12 protein-coding genes are annotated in these 11,131 nt (G+C 38.4%); 7 read left to right on the forward strand and 5 right to left on the reverse strand.

The annotated features are described in order from the left end of the window. Positions 1 to 46: 46 nt before the first annotated feature. The 4 genes from WNY98_RS20325 to WNY98_RS20340 all read right to left on the reverse strand — a co-directional run bounded on the left by WNY98_RS20325 (position 47) and on the right by WNY98_RS20340 (position 3,046). Entirely contained in the window at positions 47 to 439 is a 393-nt protein-coding gene (locus WNY98_RS20325; protein WP_342878789.1) for a dsDNA nuclease domain-containing protein, read from the reverse strand. Between the two features lie 601 nt (positions 440 to 1,040). Then, the gene (locus WNY98_RS20330; RefSeq protein ID WP_342878790.1) at positions 1,041 to 2,189 is read right to left on the reverse strand and encodes an HNH endonuclease domain-containing protein; all 1,149 of its coding nucleotides are present in this window, start codon (positions 2,187 to 2,189) and stop codon (positions 1,041 to 1,043) included. Beyond that, positions 2,186 to 2,782, reverse strand: coding sequence for a class I SAM-dependent methyltransferase (locus tag WNY98_RS20335; protein ID WP_342878791.1), 597 nt, complete (start codon positions 2,780 to 2,782; stop codon positions 2,186 to 2,188). Before WNY98_RS20335 ends, WNY98_RS20330 begins: the two co-directional genes overlap by 4 nt. A 141-nt stretch (positions 2,783 to 2,923) precedes the next feature. After that, a complete protein-coding gene (locus tag WNY98_RS20340; RefSeq protein WP_342878792.1) occupies positions 2,924 to 3,046 on the reverse strand; it encodes a hypothetical protein in 123 nt (40 codons plus the stop codon). Between the two features lie 32 nt (positions 3,047 to 3,078). Here WNY98_RS20340 and WNY98_RS20345 point away from each other — a divergent pair, with 32 nt between their 5' ends. Then, a complete protein-coding gene (locus WNY98_RS20345) occupies positions 3,079 to 3,378 on the forward strand; it encodes a helix-turn-helix transcriptional regulator (protein WP_342878793.1) in 300 nt (99 codons plus the stop codon). A 196-nt stretch (positions 3,379 to 3,574) separates the two neighbouring features. Here WNY98_RS20345 and WNY98_RS20350 read toward each other — a convergent pair whose 3' ends face one another. Next, a complete protein-coding gene (locus WNY98_RS20350) occupies positions 3,575 to 4,861 on the reverse strand; it encodes a UPF0149 family protein (protein ID WP_342878794.1) in 1,287 nt (428 codons plus the stop codon). Positions 4,862 to 5,014: 153 nt separating this feature from the next. Between WNY98_RS20350 and WNY98_RS20355 the strand changes: the two genes are divergently transcribed. The 6 genes from WNY98_RS20355 to WNY98_RS20380 all read left to right on the forward strand — a co-directional run bounded on the left by WNY98_RS20355 (position 5,015) and on the right by WNY98_RS20380 (position 10,873). Next, complete coding sequence (locus WNY98_RS20355) at positions 5,015 to 5,755, forward strand: ABC transporter substrate-binding protein (RefSeq protein ID WP_342878795.1); 741 nt, start codon at positions 5,015 to 5,017, stop codon at positions 5,753 to 5,755. A 13-nt stretch (positions 5,756 to 5,768) separates the two neighbouring features. Further along, positions 5,769 to 6,506 carry a transporter substrate-binding domain-containing protein gene (locus WNY98_RS20360; protein WP_342878796.1) on the forward strand — a complete coding sequence of 246 codons (738 nt, stop codon included), beginning with the start codon at positions 5,769 to 5,771 and terminating at the stop codon, positions 6,504 to 6,506. A gap of 193 nt (positions 6,507 to 6,699) precedes the next feature. Beyond that, positions 6,700 to 8,298, forward strand: a complete 1,599-nt coding sequence (locus WNY98_RS20365) for an ABC-F family ATPase (protein ID WP_076915768.1) — start codon at positions 6,700 to 6,702, stop codon at positions 8,296 to 8,298. Between the two features lie 506 nt (positions 8,299 to 8,804). Continuing rightward, the gene (locus WNY98_RS20370) at positions 8,805 to 9,548 is read left to right on the forward strand and encodes a ferredoxin--NADP reductase (RefSeq protein WP_342878797.1); all 744 of its coding nucleotides are present in this window, start codon (positions 8,805 to 8,807) and stop codon (positions 9,546 to 9,548) included. A 251-nt stretch (positions 9,549 to 9,799) separates the two neighbouring features. Further along, positions 9,800 to 10,543, forward strand: coding sequence for a nuclear transport factor 2 family protein (locus tag WNY98_RS20375; protein ID WP_342878798.1), 744 nt, complete (start codon positions 9,800 to 9,802; stop codon positions 10,541 to 10,543). A 9-nt stretch (positions 10,544 to 10,552) separates the two neighbouring features. Then, positions 10,553 to 10,873 (forward strand): hypothetical protein, encoded by a 321-nt coding sequence (locus WNY98_RS20380; protein ID WP_076924937.1) that lies wholly within the window; start codon positions 10,553 to 10,555, stop codon positions 10,871 to 10,873. Positions 10,874 to 11,131 lie beyond the last annotated feature (258 nt).

Consider the following 11,131-nt stretch of genomic DNA (forward strand, 5'->3'; position numbering starts at 1 on the left):
ATTCTTGTGTAAATCGACGTCTCATTTTATCTGCCTCTATTAAAAGTTAGAGGCGACAACTATCCTGACACAGGGGGGAATTGCAGTAATTATCGAAAACTACGGTATGTAAAAGTAGCTTACCAATAAAGCTGTTTTTTATTTTCTCTGTACACTGTTTTTTCTGGTCTTTAGTTCTGGCTTTAAGGCCAAATAATTCATTTAAAGTCCAATTGTGGTTTTGCTTGCCATTAGTTTTAACTTGGTAAAAAACATAACTAAATCCATCGTCATCTTTTTTACGAATAACAAAATCATCGTGCAAGTCACAGTAAACCCTATCGATACCATCGTTTTCTAGAATAGATAGTGATGCCATCGCAGCTGATCTCACCTGTGCTCGATATGCAGCAAATGAATGACGCCCGCTTTGCTCCCTTGGTTTCTTTTTTTCTAACATCCTTTCGCCTTAGCTAAGCAGTTCGTTATTTATTTAAGAATTTTAAAAACACTAAATTACTACTTTTAAATACCAAAATTTCGCAATATTTAAAAGCTTCGCTTTTCGCGCGAGCAAGCCATCGCCTACAACCCAACGCGCGAGGTAAACTCCCGCCTACATTTATAAACACCAATCGACCAGCACACTCCAACTCCCCGTGAGCACACCTGAAACTGAGTTAATGATGAGTAATTTACAGCATGGATGCTGTACAAAGCGTAGCTTGGCCATGGATGGCCTATCTACGCTGGTTACGTTCACATTATTCACGTAAGTTGAAGATAAAGTGTGATCCTCGGGTGCGCCGTGGGATTCCAAAGGGCGGTCGGCGGCAGCCGCCCTTTGGTTGCCATCGCCAACGCGATATAACCTCGAATAGAGGTTTTTAAATCCCTTAAATCCCACGCAAAAAACAATTTATGAGCGCGATGTAAAATCGCACCTACACATTAATTACACCGAAATTTAAAAGCTTCGCTTTTCGCGCGAGCAAGCTCAGCGCCTACAAGTTAAAGCCCGAGATAAACTCCCACCTACAGCACGAACTACAAATTCTGTATTACACGTCATACCTTGGCTTTTCTTCCGCCACTAAATCCAGCCCTGTACTTGGTTGCTGATATTTAAAACCAGCCGCCTCTTCAAAATAACCTTTCTTTACCCATAACTTTGCACTGTTAGCCTGCGCAACCTGATATGCCCAATTACTGACTGCAAGTGACTTATCTGAATCACAATAAAAGTAAGGTTGGAGTTTATTGGCAATTTCGGCTTTATGCGTATCGAGGTTTTGTTCTAGCCAGCGGTCGCGGTGAGCGAATGCTGCGAGGTGGTCTCGCTTATTGTTATTACAATCAGCATGCGCAGCAACAAAGTTGTGTGCTAAGTCGTTTGGATAGCGCTTAAACGGGATAAAATGATCGACCTCTGGTGTTTTTTTAGTTTCTTTTTCGTTTTTTAGGTTCATTGGTTTTTGGCAATAAAAGCAAAGCCCTTTTTGAATATCAATAAGCAGCGGCGCAACTACTTTTAAAGCAGTTCTATTAGTACCAAACAAAAATTCTTGTAGCTGGCTTTGCGATCCCAATAACATTTGATTCGCTTTTATTGTTTGTACTTTTTCTACCCATTCAGTAACACTAAGATGCACAACCAAATCGTAAAAACGCCTAAAACACTGAGCAATACCTACATTTAAAACAATTCGCTTTGGCTCTCTGCCTTTACCTAAAAGTGTATGAGGATATAAAAAGCACTCTTCTTTTCCCGAAAGTAACTGCAAGCGCCAAAGAGGTCCATCAATAAATGTACGCCGTAATGAGCTTATTACTTTGCTGTATTGCTGATGATTTTTGAATGCGTTATAACTTTTAATACCTGCATTTTGCAGCTTAAATATCTCGGTAATGAACTTTGCTTGGCCTAAGCTATTTTGCTTAAGTAACATATCTTCGGCATTGGTTATTATATCTGTTGTGCCCAATGCATATGGCACTGAATGATTCCAATACAGTTGAATAAACTTATCAACCAAAGTGTCGATTTCAATTTCCATTGGAGCTTCGGGATTACTATTTTTATGCTCTACACACACATCAGCAATTGCATGTAACAATGCATATTTATAAGTAGCTGTGAATTCACCTTCGACCAACATACGTTGTATATAAGCAATAAAGTCGAGTTGTTGCTGCATTGCTCCAATCATAAAACGTGCACTACCTTAATAAGCGCATTTAGCCACACTTCACTTTCGCGATCTGGGCGCTGATCAACGCTTTGCCATTGTTTAATAGCTTTTAACTGCGTATGGCTAAGTAAATGCGTTAAAGCATTTTCGTTTAAATCGGTAAATTCACGACCATTATGCACACGCTCTGTATCGCCATATTTAAACGATACATACAAAACACCATTCGGTTTAAGCGCATTTTGTAGGTTTAAAAACACCTGCGGTAATTCAGCTTTTGGAACGTGCAATAAACTAGCACAGCACCAAATACCGTCATATTTATTTACACTATTTAGCTCTTGGAATGTTTTAACCGCTACAGGCTGTTGTAAGTAACTGCTTGCCAACTCTGCCAGCTCAGGGCTTGCATCAAACGCACTTACAGTAAAACCCTGCGCTTTAAAAAATGCGGCATCGCGCGCACTGCCACAACCGGCATCTAAAATACTACCGTGTTGTGCAACGTGCGGTAAAAACTCAGCATAAAGCGCCGACATATCAACGTTAAGTGTTGAGTCGCTAAAAGCTTTGGCATTTTGGTTGTAATAAGTAAGTGTGGTGTTTGACACGAGACTCACCGCTCCTTGGCTAATCGTTTAACAGCTAAGACACTGTTAATGCTGCATTCATTATTTGTTTAATCTACAGGAACAAGCGCATTAAATATAGGCTTAATAAGTAGAAATTTTTAAATTAATACGCCGTTGTTATTAAGCACTGATGCTGAGTGACACACGCGGTATAAAATTTAAAACACCAACAAACAAATTACCAATAACTTTTAAATCATCACTTTTATTTGCAAACAAGCCAAATACCGCTAAAATAATCATTAACACCTTAATGACTGAGTAGGCACTCATTAATGAGATCGGAACAAGCTTTAAAAATGGCGCAGCGATTAGGGGATTTAATACGCCAGCACCGCACTTTGCATTACACGCAAAGTACCTTTGCAAAAATGATTGGTGTGTCGCGCTCTACTGTGCAAAAACTTGAGCAAGGCGAGACAGTTAAAAGCGATATTTTATTTGAAGCTTTAGTCGTGCTGCAATTACAAGGATCGCTCCTTGATGAAATTAATGAATTAGCCGCCGATGTAGGTGGCTACAATGCACGGCAACGTAAAACCAATAAAGCGCAGGTTATTAACGATGACTGCTGAATGTTATGTGTTTATTGACGGGTTTGAAATTTATTATTTCAAGTATGGCGCTTTACGAACACAAGCGACATTGATGCTGCACGCTTAACAAGCGTGATTTCTACTATTGAATAAAAAACTCAAAAAGCGGTTATGCACTTCAAAATTGAATCTGCGTTATGTTTAGCGCGATATAAATCACGCTAAACGTTTTTTGTTACTTTTTTCTTAGCCAAAAAAGACTCGCCGGTACCGCAATCCACGCTTGTTTACCTAACGAATCAAGGTAAACACCTACCTCTTCTTTACTACCTGGGCTGAAATATGGCGGCTGTTGTTCTTTTAGTTTTTCTTGACCTGTAAGAATTTTGGTAAAGTGTTTATTTTGCTCCTGGAGCATTTTTTTGTATTCGTTAGCGGGTTTTGAATCACCATGCATTACAAAAGCACTGAGCGCCCGACTAGCGGTTGCGTGTAGCTCTTGAAAATCAAAGCCGGTCAATAGCGCTTCTAACTTCTCCCATTGTTTATTAATAATTAGGCAGTTCATTAATAAAAAGCGGTTTGCTTGATTGTCGTTTGGGTTTAGCTTTAATAACTCTTCGAGCTCTGATTGTGCTTTTTGGGTATAACCATGCAGTGCGTGTATTTTTGCTCGATGCGCGCGAAGCATCATATAAGGTCGGGTTTCGTGCAAGCCCCAAAAGTGCCCAGTGTTGTCTTTAATAAATTGCTTTGTTATGAGCCCACTTTCCATGATGTCTAGCAACATTTGTATTGGCTTAAGTGCTTTTAGCTCTGTATCGGCAAGTACCAGTTCAAGTAATTCATCAAGCTCATCTAATTCATTTGGTTCTTCGTCTAAAAAGGTGCTGTTAAATTCGGCCTCATCGTCATCACTTAAAGTTAGGTCGTTACTAAATCGAAGTTCAAAAATAGCGTCGGCCATGTAATAAACATAATTACGTTTATATTCTTGGGCGTTATATTGGGCAAATTCACCAAACTCTTTTGCGGCGGCTTTTTCACTAGAAAATGCTTTTAAAACGCTGCTTAGGTTATTAAGAGACTGTTTTTGCCCTGCATCAAGCATACGTTTATCTATATTTTTAAGCGCCTGTAAAACCCCTTTACAGTAACTTGGTAGGGGCATGTTAGGCTTTAGCGAATCCCTATAGTCTTGCTTGGATAGGCTGCATTTTGTTGGCATTTTTAATTCGTTTTGAATTACTTTATCCATGCACTGGTTATACAGAGCCATTAAGCTTTCGAGGTATTTTAGCTCGCTCTCTTTTTGAAGGTTAATATCTCCAAATAAATCAGGTTGCCACTCACTCGGGGGAAGCAGTTGAGGTAATGCACCTAACCCCATTAAATAACCTTGTATAAAATAGTAGTTTGGTTGTTTAGTGCTTAATTCACTGAGCTTTATAACATTGTTGCGAATTTTAGTTGGCGACATAATGTGCTCTGCTATGTATAAATTTATTGTTAGTGTACCCATAGATAAAGTTACCAACAACGCTAGTTTGGTTGTTTTATCCCTAAATGAGTTTTAACCAACTATTTACATATTTAAACAATCCCGCGCCGCTAAAATGTAAAAGCTGGTTTATACTGTTGTAATAATAAGCAAAAATAATAACTATGAGGCGCAATGAATAAATTAATTACCGTATTTTTATGTTTGCTGTTTACGACTCCGTTTAATGTATTTGCTTGTGAGAGAACCTTTAGCGTGGCATCGCACGATGCTTTTTGGCCGCCTTATGTAATGGGTATTAACGGTAAGCTGCAAGGCTCGGAGGTTGATGCGCTTAACATTATATTTGCTGACTCCCCTTTTTGTTTTGAAGTTAAGTTACTGCCAAATTCTAAGCGGGCTTTTATTGAGCTTAAATACGGCCGTATTGATTTAGGATGGGCTGCAAGTTATACCGATAAACGCGCTAAATATGTGCACTTTAGTGATACCTACCGAACTGAAGTTATGCGTTTGTACGAAAATACCAACAATCAGCATAACGTTAAAAACCTCGAAGATATTTTTAAACAAGGCCTTACCGTGGGCGCTAACTTTGGGAGCTACTACGGCGAAGAGTTTGAGCAATATAAAACAACGTATAAAAAACAAATTGAATACACCAGCGCAACTAGTAAGCGCTTTGAAATGCTTAATAAGCAACGTATTGATTTTGCTATTGAAGACGAATTAGTAGGTGCTCATTTTGGTGAAAAAAGCACTAACATAAAATTAGTAACCAGTATTGAGTATGTAAACAAGGACGACATTTACTTAATGTTTAGCAAAAATACGGTGTCGGTTACTGAGCTTGCGGTAATTAATGAATATATAAACAAAAATAAAACAGCACTTAAAGCGTTGTTTGAACACTAATTTAAGGAGTGTAATGAAAACTTTATTTTTAGCGTTTACTACACTGTTATTTACTCAGTTTAATGCCTTAGCATGTACAAAAAAATTGGTGATGGGTACTAACGAAACCAATTGGGCGCCATATTTAATTAAACAAGATGGGCAGTTTTTAGGCATTGAAGTTGATGTAGTTAATAGTACGTTTTACGGCTCCACTTATTGTGTAGAATGGGTTTATTTTCCGAGTTTGTCGCGCGTTCAAGAAGAGTTAAAAAATGGCCGTGTTGATATTACATTTGCTGCAAGCTTTACTGAACAGCGCGCTCAATATGCTTACTTTAGTTTACCCTACAGAGAAGAAATAATGCTTCTGTACAAACATAAAGATGCACCTGATGTAACCACGTTACCTGCCATATTCAATAAAAGCCATACAACGGCGGTCAATCGAGGGAGTTTTTTTGGCGATGAGTTTGAGCAACTAAGGCAGCCCTTTTTTAAACAAGTAATATTAACTGCACAAGCTAAAAATCGCTTTGGTATGCTTGATAAAAAACGTGTTGATTATGTTATAGAAGATTCGGTAGTCGCTGCTCACTTTGCTAAAAAATACAATTCAATTATGAAGGTAAATTCAATTGCTCCTATTCATATTAATAACGTGCATTTTATGTTGAGTAAAAAATCACTTTTACCTGCTGATGTTACAGCTATAAACCAGCTTATTTATAAAAATAAAGAGGCTATAAAGTTAATTTATCAAAACAATTAAACTTAACTGATGCAGTTTATTTTGCCGGATTTTATTAGCACAAACGTTTGGTTATAAATTAGCTACCTTTTATCTTTCATTCGTTGTGGCTGATCTGTATAATTCGCCAGCTAATTTACCCTATTGTCTGGTTCTTGTTTGCGGCGTTTTGCTGCAGCGTACTCCTGTCAGTACTAATCTAGGATTACCCTTTTTGATCTCCACCGCAAATATTACGATGCAGTTTGGCGCAGAGCCGTTGTTTGAAAACATTTCAGCTAAATTTGGTAACGGTAACCGTTACGGTTTAATTGGCGCTAACGGCTGCGGCAAGTCGACTTTCATGAAAATTTTAAGCGGTGCGCTTGTTCCAAGTGCGGGTAATGTATCTATTACTCCAGGGTTAAAAGTAGGTAACCTAAGCCAAGACCAGTTTGCTTTTGAGCAATACAGCGTTGTAGACGCGGTAATTATGGGCGACGTGGAGCTTTGGAAAGTAAAGCAAGAGCGCGAACGTATTTACTCGTTACCAGAAATGAGCGAAGACGACGGCATGAAAGTAGCCGATCTTGAAAGCGTATTTGCTGAGATGGACGGTTACACGGCAGAAAGCCGCGCTGAAGAGATTTTGCTTGAAGCGGGTATCGATAAAGAATTTCATTACGGGTTAATGGCAAACGTTGCTCCAGGTTGGAAACTACGCGTACTTTTAGCACAAGCGTTATTTGCAAATCCTGACATTTTGCTACTGGATGAGCCTACCAATAACTTGGATATTCATACAATTACGTGGCTTGCTAACGAGCTTAACAAACGTAAATGTACGATGATTATTATTTCGCATGACCGTCACTTTTTAAACTCGGTATGTACGCATATGGCCGATATTGATTACGGCGAATTACGTATTTACCCTGGTAACTACGAGAAGTTTTTAGAAGCTGCGGGCTTACAACGCGAGCAACTTTTAGCTGAAAACGCTAAAAAGAGCGCTGAAATTGACGAGCTACAAGATTTTGTTAACCGTTTTGGTGCTAACGCTTCTAAAGCTAAACAAGCGAGTTCGCGCGCTAAAAAAATGGATAAAATTAAGCTTGATGAAGTTAAATCTTCAAGCCGTATGAGCCCATCACTTTCGTTTGACGAAGGTAAAAAAATGTATCGTCAAGCGCTTGAAGTTAATAAGCTTGGCCATGGTTTTGATGGCGAAACATTATTTACTGGTGGCGACTTACTACTAGAAGCGGGCGCTAAGCTTGCTGTAATTGGCGAAAATGGTGTGGGTAAAACAACATTTTTACGCTGTTTAGTAGACGAGCTTAAAAGTAATGAAGGCGAAATTAAATGGTCTGAAAATGCGACCTTTGGTTATTGCCCGCAAGACAGCACAAAAGATTTTGATAACGATTTAACGTTGTTTGATTGGATGTCGCAATGGCGTACAGCTAAGCATAACGATTTAATGGTTCGTGGCATGTTAGGCCGTTTGTTGTTTACAGCAGACGATTCAAACAAAAAAGCGCGTAACTGTTCTGGTGGTGAAAAAAATCGCCTGTTATTTGGTAAGTTAATGATGCAAGACGTTAACGTGCTAGTAATGGACGAACCAACTAACCACATGGATATGGAAGCCATTGAAGCGCTTAACAATGCGCTTAAAGACTTTGAAGGTACGCTTATTTTTGTAAGCCATGACCGTGAGTTTGTATCGTCTTTAGCTACGCGTATCATTGATATTAAAGATAAAAAAGTAATCGACTTCCAAGGTACGTTTGACGAATACCTAGCAAGTTGTGAAGAGAAAAAAGCGTAAACTTTTTTCTAATTGCTTATAAAAACGGTGCTAAATTTAGCGCCGTTTTTTTATGTGTGAAATTTGAGTTTAACTATAAAATTAATTAATAATGGCTTAAATAAATAACTCACTAAGAGGTTAAGAGACGCTACGCTTTTAGAGTCAGTGACAAAATACTCGTTTACTGGCTTGGTTCTTCTCATTTACTCCTCTTTCACTTCTCCTAGTGCAATAGTTTTTTAAGTAAATAATTCACTAGAGGTTGAGAGACGCAGCGCTTTTAAAGTGAGTGACAAAATACTCGTTTTTTGGTTTGGTTCTTCTGGATTACTGCTACTTCACTTTTCCTTATGCAGTTAATGGCTTTTTTCGCAGAGCTAATTATTCACATTATTTTATTGGTAAATACTGCATACATCACTGCTTTAAATCTAGTCATATTCTCCTGTAAGTCTTTGTCACTTAATGCTAATGTTTATGGGGTGAGTTATTTAAAACTTTAATGGCTAAACCAAGAGGTAACTATGTCTAATTGGGTTGAAGCAACAGTAAAAAGCGTAACATGGTGGAGCGAAACGCTCTTTAGCTTAACCGTTAATGCTAATGTAGAACCGTTTAAAGCAGGGCAATTTACAAAGCTTTCTATAATGGATGGCGACAAGCGTATTGCTCGGGCTTACTCATATGTGAATGCCCCTGAAAACCCCGACCTCGAGTTTTACCTTATTAACGTTATTGATGGTTTATTATCGCCCTGTTTAGCTAAATTACAGCCAGGCGAAACCGTACTTATAGAGCAACGCGCAACTGGCTTTTTTACCCTTGATGAAATACCACAAAGCGATCAGCTTTGGATGTTAGGTACTGGCACTGCCATAGGGCCTTTTTTATCGATATTACAACAGCCTGATGTGTGGAAAAAATACAAAAGCATAAACTTAGTACATGGCGTACGTTTTAATAACGATTTGAGCTATCAGGCACTTATTAACGAGCTATTACGAGTGTACTCAGCACAACTTAACTATATTCCTGTTGTAAGTAGAGAAGAGCCATTGCAAGGCTTAAGTGGGCGAATTACTAGCGCTATTGAGAGCAACCGCTTGTTTGAGCATGTAAAATTAAACCCAGAGCCTAGTAACGCACAATTTATGATTTGCGGAAACCCACAAATGGTAAAAGACACAACCGCGCTACTTATCGATAAAAACTTTACGCGTAACCGCCGCAAAGCACCCGGTAACATTACAGTAGAGCAGTACTGGTAAGCTACAGTGGTGGTATTAACTACCCGATAACGTTAAAATTTGCTATGTTGCACCCTTATACCAATTTCATCAAAAATATGATCATTCTATCGCATTAAATAACTCACTGACTGCGTTAAAAATTATTCATATAGAACAACTATATGTCATAATTTTTGCCTTGTTATAGTGCTATTTTCTTAACGCTATAATAGGTTACTTATTTAATGCAATTGGTATTACACGTATTTAGTGTTCATTTTAGGAAAGTTATGAAACCGTTATCTATTATTTTTGCCTCGTTAATTACTACCGTTGCGCTTATTACTTACGCCGCAGAACAAAGCGAGCCTGAGCAAAAAGAGCAGCAAGTTGAAGCTCAAGCAAACGTTGAAAAACCGAAAGTTGAAGATGAGCAATCAACAACTCAGACTAAAGCTGACGAGAAAGTAAATACGCTTGAATACAAAGCACCTGAGCTTAAAAAGCCAACAATTGATGCGACTAAACCAGACGATTCAAAAGTATTGGGTAATGAGCAGATTAAACCCACTGAAAAGCCTAAAAATAAAATAGAAAAAGCAGTGGCAGTAGCCGAAGCTGAAAAAGCAGTTACGCAAGCAAAAGAAGCGCTAACAGTTAAGCAGCAAACTAAAGCTAAGCAATCGCGCGAATCACTTGCGGTAGTAGAGCAGTTAGTTAAAGCCTATAACGCACGCAACATTGAAGAGTTTCTTCGTGTATATGCCGAAGATGTTGAGTTTTATATTTTCCCTAATGAGCTATTATTTAAAGGTAAAGAAAAACTAATAGAACGTTATGGGCTAATGTTTAAAAAGTTAAAGTGTATTCACTCATCACCCATTAAGCGCATAGTGCACGGTGATATAGTGATTGATCACGAACTATCAGAAACCTGTTCAACTGACGAAAACGTGATTGATAAACGCTCAGAACTTATTTCGAGCTACCAAATTAAAGATGGGAAAATAGTACGCGTACTGTTTTTTAGATAAAGGCTATTAATGCAAATAAATGACGACAAAAAAATCCGCTTAATGTACCGCATTGAGCCCGGTTGCCTCGGCCCTAAGGGGGCTGAGCATGTTGAAGATTTTTGTCGTTTTGCAAATAAGCATATTAAGTCACCATTTTATGGCCAATTTGTATTTTTACCTCGTTACGATAAAACCATAGACGAGAGACAATATAGCGTTAACAGCCGTAATTTATCACTTGCTCAGGCTCGGGCTTATTTAAAACACTTTGATATTAATATTGAAGAATTTGAAGAACAGCTCGACGAGCTTCTCACCAAAGCGATTGATTTATATTTTAAACGATAGCATTGAATTGCTGTCGCTTAGGTATTGTCTCCCCTCAAAAGTACACTTTAATTATTATTAAAAGTATAAGTAATTTCTTTCACAAAGATAAGGTAATCAGTAATAACCGAGAAAAACCAGATCGGCCAATATGTATCACTTACTCTAAAAGCGCAGCGCCTCTTAACCTCTTTGTGGATAATTCCCCCTGTGTCAGGATAGTTGTCGCCTCTAACTTTTAATAGAGGCAGATAAAATGAGACGTCGATTTACACAAGA

Source organism: Pseudoalteromonas sp. AS71, assembly GCF_038900275.1.
In the GTDB taxonomy this organism is placed as follows: Bacteria; Pseudomonadota; Gammaproteobacteria; order Enterobacterales; family Alteromonadaceae; genus Pseudoalteromonas.

Coding starts and splice junctions, on each gene's coding strand:
- WNY98_RS20360 (WP_342878796.1), top strand. CDS start 5,769: ATGAAAACTTTATTTTTAGCGTTTACTACACTGTTATTTACTCAGTTT.
- WNY98_RS20355 (WP_342878795.1), top strand. CDS start 5,015: ATGAATAAATTAATTACCGTATTTTTATGTTTGCTGTTTACGACTCCG.
- WNY98_RS20345 (WP_342878793.1), top strand. CDS start 3,079: ATGAGATCGGAACAAGCTTTAAAAATGGCGCAGCGATTAGGGGATTTA.
- WNY98_RS20375 (WP_342878798.1), top strand. CDS start 9,800: ATGAAACCGTTATCTATTATTTTTGCCTCGTTAATTACTACCGTTGCG.
- WNY98_RS20370 (WP_342878797.1), top strand. CDS start 8,805: ATGTCTAATTGGGTTGAAGCAACAGTAAAAAGCGTAACATGGTGGAGC.
- WNY98_RS20325 (WP_342878789.1), bottom strand. CDS start 439: ATGTTAGAAAAAAAGAAACCAAGGGAGCAAAGCGGGCGTCATTCATTT.
- WNY98_RS20330 (WP_342878790.1), bottom strand. CDS start 2,189: ATGATTGGAGCAATGCAGCAACAACTCGACTTTATTGCTTATATACAA.
- WNY98_RS20380 (WP_076924937.1), top strand. CDS start 10,553: ATGCAAATAAATGACGACAAAAAAATCCGCTTAATGTACCGCATTGAG.
- WNY98_RS20350 (WP_342878794.1), bottom strand. CDS start 4,861: ATGGGTACACTAACAATAAATTTATACATAGCAGAGCACATTATGTCG.
- WNY98_RS20340 (WP_342878792.1), bottom strand. CDS start 3,046: ATGATTATTTTAGCGGTATTTGGCTTGTTTGCAAATAAAAGTGATGAT.